The organism is Streptomyces sp. NPDC008139 (assembly GCF_042957025.1).
Classification (GTDB): Bacteria; Actinomycetota; Actinomycetes; order Streptomycetales; family Streptomycetaceae; genus Actinacidiphila.
In genome coordinates this window covers 183,357-202,434 of sequence record NZ_JBIBHM010000009.1, presented here as the reverse complement: position 1 = coordinate 202,434, position 19,078 = coordinate 183,357, and the positions used below count along the sequence as shown (strand labels likewise).

Here is a 19,078-nt window from a genome sequence, read left to right as displayed (position 1 = left end):
CCCCTCAGCGGGCCTCTCAGGAGGCCGGAGCGGTGGTCACCGCACCCGCCTTTTTGCCCTTGTTGGCGTCCGTGACCATCTGCTTCAGCGAGTCGGGCGTGAGATTGCTGCCGCTCCCGTAGACGCTCTTGCCGTTGAGCAGGATCGTCGGCGTGGAGTTGTAGCCGGACTTCCCGAAGGCGCTGTTGGACGCCTTCACCCAGCTGTTGTGGGTGCCGCCGTTGACGCACGCGGTGAAGGTCGGCGTCTTCAGACCGCTGACCTTGCCCGCCAGGTCGAGCAGGTGGTTCTTGTCGGAGAAGGTGTCGCTCTGCTCCTCCGGCTGATTGTCGTACAGCACATCGTGGTAGGCGCGGAATTTGCCCGCGTCCTGGGCGCAGGCGGCGGCATTGGCGGCGTTCAGCGAGCCGGAGCCGCCGAGATTGCCGTCGATGAGCGTCACCAGGTGGTATTCGGTGCGGATCTGCCCGCTGTCCTCAAGGCTGTGGATGGTCGGGGTGAACGACTTCTCGAAGGCGTCGCACGCCGGGCAGCGGAAGTCCTCGTAGATCGTCAGCACCGAGGGCGCGTCGGCGGCGCCGACGGGGATGACGAGATTGTCCTTGCCGATGGCGCCCTTGGGCGCGGCGGCCGGGGTGGAGCCGCCGCCGCTGTCCTTGTGGTCGGCGACCACCACCCCGATCACGGCGGCGATGGCCAGCACGGCGACCACCGCGCCCGCGACCACCATGGTGCGCCTGCGTCGGGCGCTGGCCTTCTCTTTTTCACGCTGTTCGTACAGGGCCTCGCGGGCGCTGCGCTTTCCGTCTCGGTTCTTCTGGCTCACATCCCTGACCAACGGTGCGGGAGGGCACTTCAGCGCCTTCCCGCACCGCGATTCGCCCCATCGTGTTACGCCGGGGCCGGTCGTACGGGGCGCGGCCGGTTCCTTTCGTACGGTCGCGGCCGGTGCCGTCAGCCGCGCTTGCGGACGCCCGCGGCCAGTTCCGCCGCCAGTTCCCGTACGGCAGTGAGGGCCGCGGGCAGGTCGCCGTCCGCGTCGAGGATGCGCTTGACGAAGGCCGATCCGACGATCACACCGTCGGCGAAGGCCGCGACCTCGGCGGCCTGCACCGCGTTCGACACGCCCAGGCCCACGCAGACCGGCAGGTTCGTGGTGGCGCGGGTGCGGCGGACGAGGTCGGACGCCTGCTCGCCGACGCTCTCCCGCGTGCCGGTGACACCCATCAGGGAGGCCGCGTAGACGAAGCCGCTGCCCGCCGCGGTGATCTTCGCCAGCCGCTCGTCACGGCTGGAAGGGGCGACGACGAAGACGGTGGCCAGGCCCTGCTGCTCGGCCGCCTTCCGCCATCCCTCGGACTCCTCGACCGGCAGGTCGGGCAGGATGCAGCCCGCGCCGCCCGCCTCGGCCAGCTCGGTCGCGAACCGCTCGGCGCCGTAGCGGTCCACCGGGTTCCAGTACGTCATGACCAGCACCGGCTTGCCGGTGGCCTGGTGCGCCTCGCGTACGGTGCGCAGCACGTCGGCGATCCGCACGTGGTTCTTGTTGAGCGCGATGTCGTCGGCGGTCTGGATGACCGGCCCGTCCAGCACCGGGTCGCTGTGCGGCAGCCCGACCTCGACGATGTCCGCGCCGCCCTCGAAGGCCGCCTTCACGGCCTCGATCCCGCCGTCCACGGTCGGGAAACCGGCGGGCAGATACGCCACGAGCGCCGCCCGCCCCTCGGCCTTGGCGTCGGCCAGTGCCCGGTCCAACAGCTCTACGTTCCCGCTCACTTGACCGCCACCTCGTTGTCCTCGTCGACCTCGGCGGTCGCGTCGTACAGCCCGAAGTAGCGGGCCGCCGTGTCCATGTCCTTGTCGCCGCGGCCGGAGAGGTTCACCAGCACCAGGCCCTCGGGGCCCAGCTCGCGGCCGATCTCCAGGGCCCCGGCCAGGGCGTGCGCGCTCTCGATGGCGGGGATGATGCCCTCGGTACGGGACAGCAGCCGCAGGGCCTGCATCGCCTCGTCGTCGGTGACCGCGCGGTATTCGGCGCGGCCGATGTCCTTGAGGTACGAGTGCTCGGGGCCGACGCCGGGGTAGTCCAGGCCCGCCGAGATCGAGTACGGCTCGGTGATCTGGCCCTCGTCGTCCTGGAGGACGTAGGAGCGCGAGCCGTGCAGGATGCCCGGCTCGCCCTCGGTGAGGGTGGCCGCGTGCTCCCCGGTGGCCACGCCGTGGCCCGCGGGCTCGCAGCCGACCAGCCGGACCCCGGTGTCGGGCAGGAAGGCGTGGAAGAGGCCCATGGCGTTGGAGCCGCCGCCGACGCAGGCGACGGCCGCGTCCGGCAGCCGGCCGGTGCGCTCCAGGAGCTGGCGGCGCGCCTCGACGCCGATCACCCGGTGGAAGTCGCGGACCAGCGCGGGGAAGGGGTGCGGTCCCGCGACCGTGCCGAACAGGTAGTGCGTGCGGTCCACGTTGGCGACCCAGTCGCGGAACGCCTCGTTGATGGCGTCCTTCAGCGTCCGGCTGCCGGAGGTCACCGAGACCACCTCGGCGCCGAGCATCCGCATCCGCGCGACGTTGAGCGCCTGGCGCTGGGTGTCGATCTCGCCCATGTAGATCGTGCAGTCGAGGCCGAACAGCGCGCAGGCGGTCGCGGTGGCGACGCCGTGCTGGCCCGCGCCGGTCTCCGCGATCACGCGGGTCTTGCCCATCCGCTTGGTCAGCAGCGTCTGGCCCAGCACGTTGTTGATCTTGTGCGAGCCGGTGTGGTTCAGGTCCTCCCGCTTGAGGAAGACCCGCGCCCCGCCCGCCTGCTCGGCGAACCGGGGGACCTCCGTGAGGGCGCTCGGGCGGCCCGCGTAGTTGGCCATCAGGTCGTTCAGCTCGGCCGCGAAGGCGGGGTCGGTCTTCGCCTTCTCGTACTCGACGGCCACCTCGTCCACGGCGGCGACCAGCGCCTCCGGGATGAACTTGCCGCCGAACGCGCCGAAGTAGCCCGCGGGGGTGGGGACGGATCCGTCCGGATCCGGATGGAAGAAGTCGTGCGTTTCTGACATGGGGTATCCCTGGCTGTGCGCCGTCAGGCGCGGGTGAAAGGGGGGACGCGTACGCGTGTCCGCGTCGTGCGTACGTGGCTCTGCTCGCGGCTCAGCCGCGGCGCCATCGCCTGCCGTTCACCTGGCCGGGCTCGCACCCGATCACATACCGCACCCGGCGCCCCAGCACCTTGCGCGCCGGCGCGCGGCAGCCGCGTGGGCGGCAACCGGGGGCGAGACGCGCGGCAAGGGACATGCGCCCGAGTCTAGCCCTCCGGGCAGGTCCCCCCTCCCAGTGCCCGGCCCCCGGGTGCGTTCGGCCAACACAGGGCCTTGCTTTGAGGGCGCGGTCCCGCGCGGCGCCTTCGCGCGGGGCCTTGTTTTTTCCGGGGCGCGAGGAACTGCGCGAGCAACCCACCACCGGCCGGGGGTCCGGACACCACCGAACTACCCCACCGGGGCGGGCGGTGACCTACGGAAGCATCGCGGCTGAGCGCGCAGTCCCCCGCGCCCCTCAAAGATCGGCTCACCGCCCGGACGAAAGACGGTCGCCCCGTCAGGGGCGCGAGGAACTGCGCGAGCAACCCACCACCGGCCGGGGGTCCGGACACCACCGAACTACCCCGCCGGGGCGGGCGGTGACCTACGGAAGCATCGCGGCTGAGCGCGCAGTCCCCCGCGCCCCCTAACGGGGCACGTCCCTCGCAAAGAACCGCCCCGCAAAGCGCGGGCCGCGCGCCCTGACGGGGCACCGTCGTGCCTAAGGGACCCTCCCCCGGAGGGGGTTAGCGGCCGAAGCGGAGGGCGGGGTGGGCGCCGGCAGCCACGAGATCGGCGACCGCGGCACGCGGATCCTTGCCGGTGACGAGCGACTCGCCGACGAGCACGGCGTCGGCGCCGTCATTGGCGTAGGCGATCAGGTCGTGGGGACCACGGACCCCGGACTCGGCGATCTTCACGATGTGGTCGGGAATCTCGGGCGCGACACGGGCGAAGTTCCCGCGGTCGACCTCAAGGGTCTTGAGATTACGCGCGTTGACCCCGATGATCTTCGCCCCGGCGTCCACCGCCCGCTCGACCTCCTCCTCGTCGTGCACCTCGACGATCGGGGTGAGGCCGATCGACTGGGCGCGCTCGACGAGCGAGACGAGGGCGTCCTGGTCGAGCGCGGAGACGATCAGCAGGGCGAGGTCGGCACCGTAGGCGCGGGCCTCCCAGAGCTGGTACGCGGTGACGATGAAGTCCTTGCGCAGGACCGGGATGTCGACCTTGGCGCGGACCGCTTCGAGGTCGGCGAGAGAGCCGCCGAACTTCCGCTCCTCGGTGAGGACGCTGATGACGGCGGCGCCGCCCGCCTCGTAGTCGGCGGCGAGCCCCGCGGGGTCGGCGATGGCGGCCAGCGCGCCCTTGGAGGGGCTGGACCGCTTGACCTCGCAGATCACCTTGACGCTGTCGCCGCGCAGAGCGGCCACCCCGTCCTTGGCGTCACGCGCCTTGGTGGCCCGCTCCTTGAGTTCGTCGAGGGTGACGCGGGCCTGCCGCTCGGCGAGGTCAGCGCGGACTCCGTCGATGATCTCGTCGAGCACACTCACGCGAGAGCTCCCCTTCCGGACCGGGTTCGTACAGCGAAATGATCAAGCCAATGGTGGGAACCACCGACACTCCGATGGTATCGGGCGCCGGGCGCAGTGCCCGCATCCGGGGATTCGCGGTCCCACCACCTGGACAAACATGCCCCGGAAGGCGGGCGGGTCACGGGATCAGCGCCGCGCCGAACGGCAGGTTCCGGACAACGGTGAAGACCAGCGCCAGGGCGAGGAGCGCCTTCCCGTACGCCGGGCGCAGCACGGGTTCGAACGGTCTGCCGCGCAGCCTGCGGGTGAACCAGACGGCCCACACGACGGCGAAGACGACGTATCCGGCCACCGCGAGCGCGTTGCAGCCCAGCGCCGTGCCGAGGTGGCCGTGGGCGACGGCGTAGGCGCTGCGCAGGCCGCCGCAGCCGGGGCAGTAGATCCCGGTGTAGTGCAGCAGCGGGCAGGCCGGGTAGTGGCCGGGCGTGTTGGGGTCGACGGCGCCGACGTACGCGAAGGCGCCCGCCACCACGCCGAGGAGGGCGAGCGGTACGGCGGCGCGCGAGGCGGCGCCGAGGGCCGCTCCGGGAGCCGTACCGCGCGCCGCCGCGGGGGTCCGGCCTGCGGCCCGACCTGCTGTGTCGTGAATCACATCGCCGATTCTGCCCCCGGACGCACGAAGGCGCAGCGCGCGGACCCGGAGGTCGGCGGCTGCGCCCGGCGGGCGGGACCGGTGGGGTCAGGCGCTGGCGGGCGCCTCAGCGGGCGACTCCGTGTGCGTCGTCCCCTCCGGGGTGCGGACCTCCTGCGCGGCGTGGGCGCGGGCGACCCGTACCTCGGGTGACTCCTTGCTGCCCAGGCCCATGAGCTTCATCGCACCGCCGACGACGGGGCCGAGCAGGATGACGCCCATGCTCGCCCAGAAGGGGACCGGCTGGGCGGCGACCATGAACACGCCTCCGGCACAGAAGCCGATGAACGAGATGATCGAGCCGGTCCACGCGGCGGGGGTGTGGCCGTGGTCGTGATGGACCGCCATGAGTGCTCCCTGAATCCTCTCGGTCGGCGGCGTCCTTTCGCCGCCGACTTCGTCTTCCATTGTTGCGCGTGTTCCGGGGTTGCCGTGCACGGGGGTGGAACGGGCGGGCACGGTACGCGCGGGACCGGTCAGCCGGGGGCCTGCGTGGGGTCCTCGCCCCGGTCCAGCGCCTTCCACAGGTCCTCGGCCCGGTCGGGGTCGATCGGCGCGGGCGCGGCGGCGGCCCTGCCGCGCAGCGAGGGGCGGCTGCCCGGCCGGTCGTAGCGGCTGGACATCGCGGGCCAGGCGTGGCCGTAGCGCAGTGCGAGCAGGCCCGCGAGGAGCAGCAGGACGCCGCCGGCGACGGCGACCAGCGGCCAGCCGGTGGTGCTCGTGTGGCCCGCGGTGGCGCGGGTGAGGCCGGACGCGGCGGCGGCCCGTTCGTTGAGGGCGCCGGTGGCCGCGCGGCGGGCGAGCACGACGACGACCACGCCGAGGCCGGAGAGCGTGAGCAGCCCGGAGACGACGTAGCGGCCGATCCGGCGTACGGCGAAGACGGCGACGAGCGCGGCCAGGCCGACCAGGGCCAGCGCGCCGGGCAGCGCGGTGGCCTGGCTGCCGGTGGCGTGCACCGGGAGGGTGCCCTGGCCGAAGGCGACGGTGCCGCGCGCCCAGGTCTTGCCCGCCGCGAGCAGCACGACGCTGGCGCCGATCACGCCGCACGCGAGCGCGACGGCGAGGACGCGCATGGCGGTGCGCCGCGCGGCCGAGGGCGCGGCACCGGGGCCGGTACCGCGCTCAGGCCCGGCTTCGGTCGCCCGGTCGGGCTCGACCTCGGTCTCGCGGTCGGTCGCGGCTTCGGTCTCGACGGCTTGGTCAGCGCGGGGCTGAGGGACGGCACTCACCCCACCACTATCGCCTGTCGGCGCGGCGGCCCGTCCGGCGGGGGCACCGGGCGGCCGGATCGGGGGTCGCGGCGCGCGGCTGAAAACACGCCGTGGCGATCGGTCCCGAATGGCCCCGAAGCGGTACGGAACGGCCATCGCACACCACACCGGGACGACTCAATTTCACACCTGTCGGGAGGTCAGCACCAGGCAATGCCTTGCCCAACTCCCTTACGTCACAAGTAAAGCGGAGGTATAGCTTCCAGCCCCCTCCTTGTTGGCGTGCGCTCGTCACCATACGTTCTCGGCCGTCCCACTGATGTCAACTCGCACCAATGGCACCACCTGTCACGCATCCCACAAGCCCCCGGTTCACCCCCACAGGAGGCAATAGTTGCGTTCGATCACCCTCACACCCACTGCCCGCCGCACCGCGCTCGCGGTCACCGCCGCCGCCGGACTGGCCCTGTCAGGGCTGGCCCTGGCGCCGTACGCCGGTGCCTCCCCCGCCGCGCACGGCGTCAGCACCGCGCGCTCCTGCGCCGTCAGCACCCATCCGGACGTGATGGCGTGCAAGGCGCTCAAGGTCACCCAGGGCGTCAACACGCTCAAGAAGTCCACCGGTTCGGTGAACCCGGCCGCGGCCCCCTCCGGCTTCGGCCCGGCCGATCTCCAGAGCGCGTACGCCCTGCCCTCCTCCGGCGGGTCCGGCGCGACCGTGGCGATCGTCGACGCGTACGACGACCCCAACGCCGAAGCGGATCTGGCCACTTACCGCTCCACGTACGGCCTGCCCGCCTGCACCACCGACAACGGCTGCTTCTCGAAGGTCGGCCAGTCCGGCAGCGCCTCTTCGCTGCCGAGCGCCGACGCGGGCTGGGCCGAGGAGATATCGCTCGACCTCGACATGGTCAGCGCCGCCTGCCCCGACTGCCACATCCTCCTGGTCGAGGCCGACGACTCCTCGATGACCAACCTGGGCGAGTCCGTCAACACCGCGGTGTCGCTGGGCGCGAAATACGTCTCCAACAGCTACGGCGGCGGCGAGTCCTCCTCGGACCCGTCGTACGACAGCTCGTACTTCGACCACCCCGGTGTCGCCATCACCGTCAGCGCCGGTGACAGCGGCTACGGCGCCGAGTACCCGGCCGCCTCCCAGTACGTCACCGCCGTCGGCGGCACCTCGCTCACCAGCGACTCCTCCAGCCGTGGCTGGACCGAGTCCGTCTGGACGGGCACCGGCTCCGGCTGCTCCTCCTACGACGCCAAACCGTCCTGGCAGACCGACGCCGACTGCGGCAAGCGCACCATCGCCGACGTCTCGGCGGTCGCCGACCCCGCGACGGGCGTCGCCGTCTACGACACGTACAGCTCGGACACCGGCTGGGAGGTCTTCGGCGGCACCAGCGCCTCGTCGCCGCTGATCGCGGCCGTCTACGCCCTCGCCGGGGCGCCCTCGGCCGGGTCCTACCCCGCCTCGTTCCCCTACGCGCACTCCGACGCGCTCAACGACGTGGCCAGCGGCTCGAACGGCTCGTGCGGCGGCTCGTACCTGTGCACCGGCGTGAGCGGCTTCGACGGCCCGACGGGCCTCGGCACGCCGAACGGCACGGCGGCCTTCGCGGGCTGACTGCGCCCCCTAAGCGCGCGAGGAACCGCGCGACGAGCCACGACGTGCGCGCACGTCGTGGCTCGTCGCTCACGCCCCTCGAAGACCGGCCGACCGCCTTCGGAAGCCGACCGTCACAGGCGGTTGGCCGTGGCCACCGCGCGCAGGACGGCGGCGGCCTTGTTGCGGCACTCGGTGTCCTCGGCCACCGGATCGCTGTCGGCGACGACACCGGCCCCGGCCTGGACGTAGGCGGTGCCGTCGCGGAGCAGCGCCGTACGGATGGCGATGGCGGTGTCGGAGTCACCGGCGAAGTCGAGGTAACCGACGCAGCCGCCGTACAGACCGCGCCGGGACGGCTCCAGCTCCTCGATGATCTGCATGGCGCGCGGCTTGGGGGCGCCGGAGAGGGTGCCCGCGGGGAAGCAGGCGGTGAGCACGTCGAAGGCGGTACGGCCCTCGGCGACCTGGCCGGTGACGGTCGAGACGATGTGCATGACGTGGGAGTAGCGCTCGACGGACATGAAGTCGACGACCTCGACGCTGCCGGGTTCGCAGACGCGGCCCAGGTCGTTGCGGCCGAGGTCGACCAGCATCAGGTGCTCGGCGCGTTCCTTGGGGTCGGCCAGCAGTTCCTCGGCCAGCGCGGTGTCCTGTCGCGGGGTGGCGCCGCGCGGGCGGGTGCCCGCGATCGGGTGGACCATGGCGCGGCCGTCCTCGACCTTGACCAGGGCCTCGGGGCTGGAGCCGACGACGTCGAAATCGCCGCCCTCGCCGCCGGGGAAGCGGAAGAGGTACATGTACGGGCTGGGGTTGGTGGCCCGCAGGACGCGGTAGACGTCGAGCGCGCTGGCCGTGCACGGGGTCTCGAAGCGCTGCGAGGGGACGACCTGGAAGGCCTCACCCGCGCGGATACGTTCCTTGATGTCGTCGACCGCGCGCTGATAGGCGGCGCCGCCCCACAGGGCGGTGTACTCCGGCAGTTCCGACGGCGGCAGCTCGACGGGGACGTATTCGACCGGCTTGGCCAGGTCGGCCTGCATGGCGTCGAGGCGGGCGACGGCGTCCGCGTGGGCCTCGTCCACCCCGGTGTCGCGGTCGTTGTGGTTGATCGCGTTGGCGATCAGCAGGACCGTGCCGTCCCAGTGGTCGAGGACGGCGAGGTCGGAGGTGAGCAGCATGGTCAGTTCCGGCAGCCGCAGGTCGTCGCGGGTCCGCTCGCCGATCCGCTCCAGGCGGCGCACGATGTCGTAGCCGAGGTAGCCGACCATGCCGCCGGTGAAGGGCGGCATCCCCGCCGCCAGGTCGCGCGGGGTGTGCAGGGCGTCGACGGTGACGCGCAGCGCCTCCAGCGGGTCGCCGTCGACCGGGACGCCGACCGGCGGCGTGCCGAGCCAGTGCGCCTGGCCGTCGCGCGCGGTGAGCGTGGCGGCCGACCGTACGCCGACGAAGGAGTAGCGCGACCACGTCCGGTCTCCCCCGGAGCCTTCGGCCTGGGAGGTGCCTCCGTCCGCCGACTCCAGCAGGAACGTTCCCGTCCGCTCCCCCGCGAGCTTGCGGTACAGCCCGACCGGAGTGTCGCCGTCGGCGAGCAGCCTGCGCGTCACGGGAATCACCCGGCGGTCGACCGCCAGCTTGCGGAAGGTCTCAAGGTCCATGAGCCGAGATTAGTGGTCACGGCCGGGCGCCGGGAGCGGCCGGTACGGCGCAGCGCGGACCGGCTGGCCGAGCGGCAGCACGTCGGCGTCGAAACACGTGCGGTCGCCGGTGTGGCAGGCGGCGCCGACCTGGTCGACCTTCACCAGCAGGGTGTCGCCGTCGCAGTCCAGCGCGACGGACTTGACGTGCTGGACGTGGCCCGAGGTGTCGCCCTTGACCCAGTACTCCTGGCGGCTGCGGCTCCAGTAGGTGCAGCGGCCGGTGGTGAGGGTGCGGTGCAGGGCCTCGTCGTCCATCCACCCCAGCATCAGCACTTCACCGGTGTCGTATTGCTGGGCGATGGCGGGTACGAGTCCGTCGGCCGTGCGCTTGAGGCGGGCGGCGACTGCTGGGTCGAGTGCGGTGGCGGGCATGGTGACCATTCTGCCGCCGAATATCAAGAACTCGAAAAGTGTCAATAACCGGCAAAGAGGGCAAGTGAGTTGACCACCATCCGGTTGTCGCTCGCTCATGTCACCCGTATGGGGCATCCTGCCTGCATGGGTTTTCCACCACCGCCGCAAGAAGGACCGCCGCCGCCTCCGGATCAAGGAGGCGGTTTCGGGCCACCGCAGGGCTTCGGCCCCCCTCCTCCCCCGCCGCCCGCTGACGGTGGCTATGGCTATCCGCAACAAGGCGGCGGTCAGAACTACGGTTATCCGCAGGAGCCGACGCAGGCCGCGCCAGGTCCATACGGCCAGCAGGGCTACGGTCAGCAGGGCGGCTACGGCCAGCCGGGGCCGCCCGGACCGCCGGCTCCGCCCGGTGGCTACGGCTACCCGCAGGGCCCCGGCGGCTACCCGCCGCCCCCGCCGCCGCCGAACAACACCAAGCGCAATGTGCTGATCGCGATAGCCGCGGTCGTGGTGATCGGCGGTATCGGCACCGCGGTCGCCGTCTCCGGCGGCAGTGACAGCAAGAACGACGCGAAGCCGACGCCGTCGATCAGCGGTCTGCCGTCAGGACTGCCGTCCATGCCGTCCTTCACGGAGCCGACGCCCAGCTTCACGCTGCCGTCGGACACCCCGACCTTCGACACCCCGACCGACGACCCGTTCACCGATTTCCCGAGCATCACCCCGACCGAGAAGGTCGTGCCGTACGTGGTGCTCTCGCCGGGCAAGTGCTTCGACGCGCCGACCCTCACGCCGACCGTCGACACGGTGACCACCAAGTCGTGCAGCTCCGCGCACGACGGCCAGGTCGTCGCCAACGAGACGCTGTCCGGCACCTTCAGCACCGACTCGGAGATCCAGTCGAAGGCGCTGGAGCTGTGCACGGCCGACGCCAAGAAGCACCTCCCCGCGGACGGGCGGCTGTACTACCCGTACGCGCTCTTCCCGAAGCTGACCACCTACGAGCTCCAGGGCCGCAAGACGGTGACCTGCTCGCTCACGCTCAACAACGGCACCAACAGCAAGAAGCTCTACGCTCCGCTGGGCTGACGCCTCACGGGGGCGGCAGGGGCGGGGAGCGGACGTATCGGCCAAGAGGCCGTTAATCTGGGGTCATGTCGACACATGCCCAGCGCGAACGTCTGCTCCTCGCCGATCTGCTGGAGCAGTCAGGACCCGACGGCCCGACGCTGTGCGAGGGCTGGTCCACCCGCGACCTGGCCGCGCACGTCGTGGTACGCGAACGGCGCGGTGACGCGGCGGCGGGGCTTGTCATCCCGCAGCTCAAGGACCGCGCGGAACGGGTCCGCAAGGAGTACGCGCGAAAGCCGTACGAAGAGCTGATCCAGCTCATCAGGACCGGCCCGCCGCGGATGTCGCCCTTCACCATCAAGCAGGTGGACGAGGCCTCCAACACCGTCGAGTTCTACGTCCACGCCGAGGACGTCAGGCGTGCCACGCCCGACTGGACGCCGCGTGCCATCGACCCCGTCTTCGCCGACACGCTGTGGGCGCGGCTGGAGCGTGCCGCCCGGCTCGCGGGCCGCCGCTCCCCGGTCGGCCTGGTGCTGCGCCGTCCGAACGGCCAGACCGCCGTCGCCCGCAAGGGCTCTCCCGTGGTGACCGTGACTGGTGAGCCGTCCGAGCTGACGATCTTCGTCTTCGGCCGCCAGGACGCCGCCGAGGTCGAGGTGGACGGCGACAAGGACGCGGTGGCGCGGCTGTACGCGGCGAAGCTCGGGCTGTGACGCGGTAGGCGGCAGCGCGTCCGCCGCTTGGGCGGGCGATAGAGCCTCGGCCCCGTCGACCCTGGGCTTCTCACAGGGCGCTGTTGCCGGACACCACAGCGCTCGCCAGCAGGGACAGGGCGGCGCACTGCTCGTCGGTGAGGTCGGCCGCGAGCGCCCGGATCCGCCGATCGGCGTCGGCCTCCAGCGCCCGGGCCGCCGCCCGCCCTTCGTCGGTCAGTGACACCTGTACGGCGCGGCCGTCGTGCGGCGCGGGGGTGCGGCGGACCAGACCGCGGCGCTCGGCCCGGTCGACCAGGCCGGTGATGCTGGATTTGTCCAGCTCCAGATGGCGGGCGAGTTCCCGCATGCCCGGCTCCCGGTCCCTGAGCACGCCCAGCAGGCGCAGCTGGATGACCGACAGGCCCAGCTCGGCCGCGACCTTCCCCAGCGCGTTCTGCACGAGGAACGAGAGCTGCGCCAGAGCGTCGACGATTCCCAGGTCAGCCGCGTGCGCGGGCGGTTCGTCGTGCGCTCGGGCGGACGGTGCGGCGGGGGCGGCGTCGTGTGGCATGGCCTCATCGTACTTGATTTAGTACGTGGCACCAATTAATTTGGTTGGTGTCACGTACTAATCCTGCGTACCCGCCTCCGAGGAGCCGTCATGCACGCCGCCGTCGTCCGCTCGTTCGACCAGCCGCCGCGCTACGAGGAGTTCGAGACCCCGAAGGCCGACGAGGGGCACGTCCTGGTGGACGTGCTCGCCGCCGGACTGCACCCGCGGGTCCGCTCCGGCGCCAACGGCACGCACTACACCAGTGACGGGCGGCTGCCGCTGATCCCCGGCGTGGACGGTGTCGGGCGGCTGCCCGACGGCAGCTCGGTGTACTTCGTGGCCGACGACGACGTGCCCGGCACCATGGCCGAGCGGGCGCTGGTCGACCTGCGGCGCGCCGTACCGCTGCCCGCGGACGCCGACCCGGTGATCGTCGCGGCGGCGATGAACCCCGCCATGTCCTCGTGGGTCGCGCTGCGCCGCCGGATCTCCTTCCGGGCGGGCCAGAGCGTGCTGGTGCTCGGCGCGACGGGGAACGCCGGACAGATGGCCGTACAGATCGCCCGGCACCTCGGCGCCGAGCGAGTCGTGGCCGCCGGGCGGGACGCCGACCGGCTCGCCCTGCTCGGCGGCCTCGGCGCCACGGACGTGGTCTCCCTCGCGGGCGACCCCGAGGAGGCCGCCGACCGGCTCGGCGAGGCCGCGGCGGACGTGGACGTCGTGATCGACTACACCTGGGGCTCGCCGACCGAGCGGGCCCTCCCCGCGCTGCTCACCCGCCGCACCGACCGCGCCGCCGCCCTCGACTGGATCCAGATCGGCTCCACGGCCGGACCCGACATCACCCTGCCGTCCTTCGTCCTGCGCGCCGCCAATCTCCGCGTCATGGGCAGTGGCCAGGGCTCCCTCACCGCCGCGGGCATCGTCGCCGAACTTCCTTCGCTGGTCGCTCAGCTCACGGCCGGGGTCTTCTCCGTCGCGGCCGACGCCGTTTCCCTCTCCGAGGTCGAGCGCGCCTGGACGGCTCCCGTCGAGCCGGGCCGCCGGCTCGTCCTCGCGCCGACCGCGTGACCCGGCTTCTTCAGGCCGGGGAGGACGCGCGCTCAGCCACCACCGGGCTTTCAGCCCGATAACAACAGCATCTGCCCCGATGGGGCGGGTTCTCAAAGCCGCACCACCGCCGTGCCTGAGCGCGCAGTTCCTCCCCCAGCCTTCGGCCGAGAGGCACCCCCAACACCCCTGGTAGGCAACCTCCCGCGCAAGGGGAGGGCACAGGGGGCGTGCCCCTCAAAGCAAAAGATCGGCGCACCGCCGTTCGTTCGGCTAGGCGACGACCTTGGCGAGGAAGGCGTCGAGGTTGCGGAGGGTGCGGGCGATCTGTTCGTCGAGGGTGAGGGTCTCCTCGAGCCGTTTGACCAGGGCGGAGCTCTTTTTGCCTCGGACGTAGAGGGAACAGGCGAGGTCGGCGCACATGTAGAGGGCGACGGTGTTGCCCTGGCGGCCGGCGGCGCCGGCGAGGGGGGCGGCCAGGAGGTCGACGCCGCCGCCGGAGTGGCCGGTGAGGCAGAGGGAGCAGAGGCTGCTGCGCATCAGATTGCGCCGGGCGCCGGGTGCGATCCGCAGGACGATGCCCACGGGCTCGTCGCCGGGCCGCACCAGATAGGCGCGGTCGCGGGCGCCGGGGTCGCGCCAGCCCAGGAAGTCCAGGTCGCTCCACAGCAGGTCGCCCAGATCCCTGGGCAGGCTGATCCGCTTCGCCTCCCCCTTGGAGCAATTGACGAACGAGCCGCGAATCTGCGCATCACCGAGCGGGTCCATGAGCGCGAAGCTAACAGGAGGCCCCCGGGCACGTCACAGCATTTTCTCGGCGTCAGTCCCGGCCCGCGGCCACCGGCTCAGCGGGCGTCAGTCCCGACCCGCGGCCACCGGCTCAGCGGGCGTCAGTCCCGACCCGCGGCCACCGGCTCGGCGGCAGCCGTCACGTCCGCCGCCGGGCGCGGGGCCGGCTTCCTGCGGGGAAGTTCCGCGGTGCGGATCGCGGGGGTGGCGAGGCCGACAACGCCTCCGGTCATGGTGAGGACGGCGCTGGTGAGGAAGACGGGGGCCGGGCCCCAGGCGGCGACGGCGGCGCCGAAGAGCGGGTAGGCCAAGGGGGCGAGGCCGAAGCTGCTGAGGCTCATCACCGAGGTCACGCGGCCGAGGTAGCCGGGGTCGGCTGCCGACTGGGTGAGGGCGTACGCGAGGCTGCCGCAGATGCCGCAGAACAGGCCGCTCAGCGCGGCGACGGCGACCGCGAGGGCCAGCGAGGGCGCCACGCCGATCAGGCCGACGCCCGCGGCGCCCGCGAAGAGGGCGCCGATCTGGACGGCCCCGGCCCGCGGCAGGCGGCCCCGTACGGTCAGCAGCAGCGCGCTGCACCCGGCGCCCGCGCCGAAGCCCGCGATGATCCAGCCGTAGCCGGACGAGCCCCAGCCGCGGTGCTGGGCGAGCAGGATCATGCCGACGTTCAACGGGCCGACCAGGCCCAGTTCGCAGATGGCGGCGGACAGGACCAGCGGGCCGACGAGCCGGTGGCGGCGGACGTACCGCAGTCCGTCGAGCAGATCCCGCCAGGCGCTCGCGCCCTCCTCGGGCCCGTCGCTCCCGGCGGGCGCCTCGGGCAGCGGGCTCATGCGGGTGGCGATCAGCAGCGGTACGGAGACCGCGAAGAGCGCGCCCGCCAGGGCGAAGGCGGCCGGTGCGCCGCCGAGCCCCATCGCGAGGCCGCCGACCGGCGGTCCGACGATGGTGCCGAAGCGGATGGTGAGGGACCGCATGCCCTGCAACCGGGTGAGCTGGTCGGCGGCGACGATCCGCGGCGGCAGCGCGCCCACGGCCGGCATGAACAGCGCGTCCACGACGCCGAAGAGCAGCGAGACCACGACCAGCAGCCACAGGCCGGGCGAGGAGAGCGCCAGCGTCGCCGCGGCGCCGAGGATCAGCGCGCAGCGCACCGCGTCGCCGCCGATCACCACCTTGCGCGGCCCGAACCGGTCGGCGATCACTCCCCCGCCGAGCATCAGCACCGCGCGCGGCACCGCGCCGACCGCCATCACCAGGCCCACCTGCGTCGGCGGCGCCACCTTGGCGGCGGCGAAGCCGAGGGCGAGGAAGTAGACGGAGTCGCCGAGCATGGACGCGGTGTACGCGATCAGCCAGCGCAGGGCGTTCCCGTCCTTGTGCGCGGGCCTGCCGTGCGGTGTTGCGGATATCGCGGTCGCCGTCATGGTGGCGGCCCTCCTCTGGTCTCGACGTAGGGTCGGGCGCGGTCTCAGGGGCCTTCCGCGGTCACTCCCGGAACGGGAATCCGTACATCTGCACGGCCACGAGTTCCCGCCCCTCGGTGTCGCCCGCCTCGACCGCCGCCTTGCCGCGGTCGATCCAGCGGCGCATGAGCGCGGTGATCTCCTCGTCCATCTCGTGGAGTTCGGCGGCGCTGAGCCGTGGCATGTACTCGGAGCTGAAGGAGGCGTCGGTCCACTTGCCCGCCCAGGCGGCCTGCTGGGCCAGGTAGCGCTCGTACCGCTCGTAACGGCTGGCCAGGAGCTGCCTGGTGACCTCGTTGACGACGGCGACGCCCTCGGGCCGGTCCGTGAAGTCCCCACTGCGGAAGGAGAAGCCGCGTTCGGCGGAGACCTTCCACCAGCGCTCGCGGCCGTCGGTGCTCTTCTCGGGGGCCTCGACGATGAAGCCGTGGGCGGCGAGCTTGCGCAGGTGGTAGCTGACCAGGGACACCGCCTCGTCCACCTGGTCGGCCAGGTGGGAGGCGGTGGCGGCACCCGAGGTGACCAGGTGGCGGTAGAGCTGGATGCGCAGCGGGTGGGTGAAGACCTTCAGCGCGTCGAGGTCGGTGATGCGCTGGGCCTGGGGCCGGGGGGCGTCGTCATTTTCTGGCACGACCACCAGCCTAGTTAGGAAAGAGAAGTTGCGCAATTTAATTTGCGCAACTTCTCTTTCTCATCTGTTCACCGGCAGTGGACCGGGCGCCCCCGGCAGGATGTCGGGCATGTCACTCGACGGCACCCGCGCGCACCTCCGCGGCCCCGGCGACCTGCCCCCGCTGGTCGAACGCGCCGCCCGCACCGCACAGCACCTCGGCTTCCCCTACTCCTGCCGCCCCGAGCAGGGCCGCCTGCTGCGCGCGCTCGCCGCGGGCGCCACCCGTATCGGCGAGACCGGTACGGGACTTGGAGTAGGGCTCGGTTGGCTGGTCACGGGCATGCGGGACGACGCCACCGCGGTGAGCGTCGAGCGCGATCCGGGGCGCGCCGAAACGGCCGCCTGGTTGTTCTCGGAACTCGCGCCGCAGGTCACCGTCGAATGCGGCGACTGGAAGGACATCGCCGCGCACGGCCCCTTCGACCTGCTGGTCCTCGACGGCGGCGGCCAGGGGAAGGGGGACGAGGCGGCCGATCCCGTGGAGCTGCTGCGGCCCGGCGGCGTCCTCGTCGTGGACGACTTCACGCCCGCCGCGCGGTGGCCGCCGCTGCACGAGGGCAGCCCGGATCTGGCCAGGCTGCACTGGCTGGAGCACCCGGCGCTGCGCTCGGTGGAGATACCGCTCGCGCCGGACCTCGCGGCGCTGGTCTGCACCCGCCGCCAGGACTGAGCCGTCAAAAAGCGCAGCCGCCGCACATGGAGAGCGCCGGCCGACGGAAACCCCGCCGCTCAGCGCACCGGGTGCCCGGCCTCCCGCAGCGCCGTCTTGACCTCGCCGATCCGCAGGTCTCCGAAGTGGAAGACGGACGCGGCCAGTACGGCGTCGGCGCCCGCCGCCACCGCGGGCGCGAAGTCGGCGAGGCGGCCCGCGCCGCCGGAGGCGATCACCGGGACCGTCACCAGCTTGCGGACGGCCGCGATCATCTCCGTGTCGTAGCCGTCCTTGGTGCCGTCCGCGTCCATCGAGTTGAGCAGGATCTCGCCCGCGCCCAGCTCGGCCGCGCGCTGCGCCCACTCCACCGCGTCGATGCCGGTGCCGCGCCGCCCGCCGTGCGTGGTGACCTCGAAGGAACCCGAGGGGGTGCGCCGCGCGTCCACCGACAGCACCAGCACCTGCCGGCCGAACCGCTCGGCGATCTCCCGGATCAGCTCGGGCCTGGCGATGGCCGCCGTGTTGACGCCCACCTTGTCGGCGCCCGCGCGCAGCAGCAGGTCCACGTCCGTGACCGTCCGCACACCGCCGCCCACCGTGAGCGGGATGAAGACCTGCTCGGCCGTACGGCGGACGACGTCGTACGTGGTCTCCCGGTCGCCGGAGGACGCGGTGATGTCCAGGAAGGTCAACTCGTCGGCGCCCTCGGCGTCGTAGAGCTTGGCCATCTCCACCGGGTCGCCCGCGTCCCGCAGATTCCGGAAGTTGACGCCCTTCACGACGCGGCCGTTGTCCACGTCGAGGCAGGGGATGACACGGACCGCGAGGGTCATCTGCCGGCTCCTCGGTAGGCTTCGATCTCCACCTCGACCAGGACACGGGAGTCCATGAAACCGGCCACCACGACCATGGTGGCGGCGGGCCGCACGGCCCCGAACAGCTCCCGGTGGGCGCGCCCGACGTCGTCGGCGTCCCTGGCGTGGCTCATGTACATGCGGGTGCGGATCACGCTGTCGGGCCCGAGGCCGAAGGGCTCGATCGCCGCCAGCGCGTTCCCGAAGGCGAGCAGGGCCTGTTCGTACGGGCTGCCCTCGCCGCGCACCTCGCCGTCGACGAGGGGCATCGTGCCGGACACCAGGACCATGTCCCCCGCCGCGACGGCGCGGGCGAAACCGATGGTCTCCTCCAGCGGGCTTTCGGACTGGTCGCGCCGTACTGCGGGGGTCTCCGTCATCGTGATACCGCCTCCAGGGCTTCTTCCAAGGTGAACGCCTTGGCGTAGAGCGCCTTTCCGACAATCGCGCCTTCGACACCCCGCGGCACGAGAGTCGCGATGGCGCGCAGGTCGTCGAGGGACGAGACGCCGCCGGACGCGACGACCGGCCGGTCGGTGGCCGCGCAGACCCCGGCGAGCAGTTCCAGGTTGGGGCCCTGGAGCGTACCGTCCTTGGCGATGTCGGTGACGACGTACCGCGCGCAGCCCTCGGAGTCCAGCCGGGCCAGCGTCTCGTAGAGGTCGCCGCCGTCGCGGGTCCAGCCCCGGCCGCGCAGCGTGGTGCCGCGTACGTCGAGGCCGACCGCGATCCGGTCGCCGTGCTCGGCGATGACCTTGGCGACCCACTCCGGGGTCTCCAGCGCGGCCGTGCCGAGGTTGACGCGGGTGCAGCCGGTGGCCAGCGCGGCGGCGAGCGTGTCGTCGTCGCGGATGCCGCCGGACAGCTCGACCTTGATGTCCATCGAACGGGCCACCTCGGCGATCTGCGCCCGGTTGTCGCCGGTGCCGAAGGCCGCGTCGAGGTCCACCAGGTGCAGCCACTCCGCGCCCGCCGCCTGCCAGGCCAGCGCGGCGGCGTGCGGGTCGCCGTAGGACGTCTCGGATCCGGACTCGCCGTGCACGAGGCGTACGGCCTGGCCGTCCCGGACGTCGACGGCGGGGAGGAGTTCGAGCCTGTTCATCGGGT

At 72.4% G+C, this 19,078-nt stretch carries 22 protein-coding genes; 5 read left to right on the top strand and 17 right to left on the bottom strand.

Features of this window, described 5'->3' with window-relative positions:
* Positions 1-16: 16 nt before the first annotated feature.
* The 8 genes from ACFZBB_RS20925 to ACFZBB_RS20890 all read right to left on the bottom strand — a co-directional run bounded on the left by ACFZBB_RS20925 (position 17) and on the right by ACFZBB_RS20890 (position 6,364).
* Complete coding sequence (locus tag ACFZBB_RS20925; RefSeq protein WP_391124344.1) at positions 17-826, bottom strand: thioredoxin domain-containing protein; 810 nt, start codon at positions 824-826, stop codon at positions 17-19.
* Between the two features lie 128 nt (positions 827-954).
* On the bottom strand, positions 955-1,776 hold the full coding sequence (gene trpA, locus ACFZBB_RS20920; RefSeq protein WP_391124341.1) for a tryptophan synthase subunit alpha: 822 nt from the start codon (positions 1,774-1,776) through the stop codon (positions 955-957).
* The gene (gene trpB, locus ACFZBB_RS20915; protein WP_355334003.1) at positions 1,773-3,044 is read right to left on the bottom strand and encodes a tryptophan synthase subunit beta; all 1,272 of its coding nucleotides are present in this window, start codon (positions 3,042-3,044) and stop codon (positions 1,773-1,775) included. Before trpB ends, trpA begins: the two co-directional genes overlap by 4 nt.
* A 91-nt stretch (positions 3,045-3,135) precedes the next feature.
* Positions 3,136-3,279, bottom strand: coding sequence for a tryptophan biosynthesis modulator TrpM (trpM, locus tag ACFZBB_RS20910; protein ID WP_391044025.1), 144 nt, complete (start codon positions 3,277-3,279; stop codon positions 3,136-3,138).
* Positions 3,280-3,808: 529 nt separating this feature from the next.
* The gene (gene trpC / locus ACFZBB_RS20905) at positions 3,809-4,615 is read right to left on the bottom strand and encodes an indole-3-glycerol phosphate synthase TrpC (protein ID WP_355334006.1); all 807 of its coding nucleotides are present in this window, start codon (positions 4,613-4,615) and stop codon (positions 3,809-3,811) included.
* A gap of 160 nt (positions 4,616-4,775) precedes the next feature.
* Positions 4,776-5,249, bottom strand: a complete 474-nt coding sequence (locus ACFZBB_RS20900) for a DUF2752 domain-containing protein (RefSeq protein ID WP_391124338.1) — start codon at positions 5,247-5,249, stop codon at positions 4,776-4,778.
* A gap of 87 nt (positions 5,250-5,336) precedes the next feature.
* On the bottom strand, positions 5,337-5,636 hold the full coding sequence (locus ACFZBB_RS20895) for an HGxxPAAW family protein (RefSeq protein WP_355334011.1): 300 nt from the start codon (positions 5,634-5,636) through the stop codon (positions 5,337-5,339).
* A 128-nt stretch (positions 5,637-5,764) separates the two neighbouring features.
* Positions 5,765-6,364, bottom strand: coding sequence for a TIGR02234 family membrane protein (locus ACFZBB_RS20890; protein ID WP_391124727.1), 600 nt, complete (start codon positions 6,362-6,364; stop codon positions 5,765-5,767).
* Positions 6,365-6,905: 541 nt separating this feature from the next.
* On the opposite strand from ACFZBB_RS20890, the gene ACFZBB_RS20885 reads away from it, so the two are divergent.
* Positions 6,906-8,132, top strand: coding sequence for a peptidase S8 (locus ACFZBB_RS20885; protein ID WP_391124724.1), 1,227 nt, complete (start codon positions 6,906-6,908; stop codon positions 8,130-8,132).
* Positions 8,133-8,245: 113 nt separating this feature from the next.
* Here ACFZBB_RS20885 and ACFZBB_RS20880 read toward each other — a convergent pair whose 3' ends face one another.
* On the bottom strand, positions 8,246-9,769 hold the full coding sequence (locus ACFZBB_RS20880) for an anthranilate synthase component I (protein WP_355334017.1): 1,524 nt from the start codon (positions 9,767-9,769) through the stop codon (positions 8,246-8,248).
* Between the two features lie 9 nt (positions 9,770-9,778).
* Entirely contained in the window at positions 9,779-10,192 is a 414-nt protein-coding gene (gene hisI / locus ACFZBB_RS20875) for a phosphoribosyl-AMP cyclohydrolase (protein WP_391124335.1), read from the bottom strand.
* A gap of 117 nt (positions 10,193-10,309) precedes the next feature.
* On the opposite strand from hisI, the gene ACFZBB_RS20870 reads away from it, so the two are divergent.
* Entirely contained in the window at positions 10,310-11,254 is a 945-nt protein-coding gene (locus ACFZBB_RS20870; protein WP_355334020.1) for a hypothetical protein, read from the top strand.
* Between the two features lie 65 nt (positions 11,255-11,319).
* A complete protein-coding gene (locus tag ACFZBB_RS20865; protein ID WP_355334023.1) occupies positions 11,320-11,952 on the top strand; it encodes a TIGR03085 family metal-binding protein in 633 nt (210 codons plus the stop codon).
* 70 nt (positions 11,953-12,022) lie between these two features.
* Here the strand turns inward: ACFZBB_RS20865 and ACFZBB_RS20860 are convergent, their stop codons facing one another.
* The gene (locus tag ACFZBB_RS20860; protein WP_391124331.1) at positions 12,023-12,505 is read right to left on the bottom strand and encodes a MarR family transcriptional regulator; all 483 of its coding nucleotides are present in this window, start codon (positions 12,503-12,505) and stop codon (positions 12,023-12,025) included.
* Between the two features lie 90 nt (positions 12,506-12,595).
* On the opposite strand from ACFZBB_RS20860, the gene ACFZBB_RS20855 reads away from it, so the two are divergent.
* The gene (locus ACFZBB_RS20855) at positions 12,596-13,558 is read left to right on the top strand and encodes a zinc-binding dehydrogenase (protein WP_391124328.1); all 963 of its coding nucleotides are present in this window, start codon (positions 12,596-12,598) and stop codon (positions 13,556-13,558) included.
* 252 nt (positions 13,559-13,810) lie between these two features.
* On the opposite strand, the gene ACFZBB_RS20850 is transcribed toward ACFZBB_RS20855, so the two are convergent.
* From ACFZBB_RS20850 to ACFZBB_RS20840, 3 genes are all read right to left on the bottom strand, one after another.
* Positions 13,811-14,305, bottom strand: coding sequence for an FBP domain-containing protein (locus tag ACFZBB_RS20850; protein ID WP_391124326.1), 495 nt, complete (start codon positions 14,303-14,305; stop codon positions 13,811-13,813).
* A 122-nt stretch (positions 14,306-14,427) separates the two neighbouring features.
* Complete coding sequence (locus ACFZBB_RS20845; protein WP_391124323.1) at positions 14,428-15,753, bottom strand: MFS transporter; 1,326 nt, start codon at positions 15,751-15,753, stop codon at positions 14,428-14,430.
* Positions 15,754-15,814: 61 nt separating this feature from the next.
* Entirely contained in the window at positions 15,815-16,423 is a 609-nt protein-coding gene (locus tag ACFZBB_RS20840; protein WP_391124320.1) for a helix-turn-helix domain-containing protein, read from the bottom strand.
* Between the two features lie 109 nt (positions 16,424-16,532).
* Here ACFZBB_RS20840 and ACFZBB_RS20835 point away from each other — a divergent pair, with 109 nt between their 5' ends.
* Positions 16,533-17,135, top strand: a complete 603-nt coding sequence (locus ACFZBB_RS20835; RefSeq protein WP_391124317.1) for a class I SAM-dependent methyltransferase — start codon at positions 16,533-16,535, stop codon at positions 17,133-17,135.
* A gap of 59 nt (positions 17,136-17,194) precedes the next feature.
* Here the strand turns inward: ACFZBB_RS20835 and hisF are convergent, their stop codons facing one another.
* From hisF to priA, 3 genes are read right to left on the bottom strand one after another with little or no spacing between them, the layout of a single operon-like run.
* Positions 17,195-17,950 carry an imidazole glycerol phosphate synthase subunit HisF gene (hisF, locus tag ACFZBB_RS20830; protein ID WP_355334040.1) on the bottom strand — a complete coding sequence of 252 codons (756 nt, stop codon included), beginning with the start codon at positions 17,948-17,950 and terminating at the stop codon, positions 17,195-17,197.
* Positions 17,947-18,351, bottom strand: a complete 405-nt coding sequence (locus ACFZBB_RS20825) for a Rid family hydrolase (RefSeq protein WP_391124314.1) — start codon at positions 18,349-18,351, stop codon at positions 17,947-17,949. The genes hisF and ACFZBB_RS20825 overlap by 4 nt, the downstream gene beginning before the upstream one ends.
* Complete coding sequence (gene priA / locus ACFZBB_RS20820; RefSeq protein ID WP_391044004.1) at positions 18,348-19,073, bottom strand: bifunctional 1-(5-phosphoribosyl)-5-((5-phosphoribosylamino)methylideneamino)imidazole-4-carboxamide isomerase/phosphoribosylanthranilate isomerase PriA; 726 nt, start codon at positions 19,071-19,073, stop codon at positions 18,348-18,350. The genes ACFZBB_RS20825 and priA overlap by 4 nt, the downstream gene beginning before the upstream one ends.
* Positions 19,074-19,078: the final 5 nt, after the last annotated feature.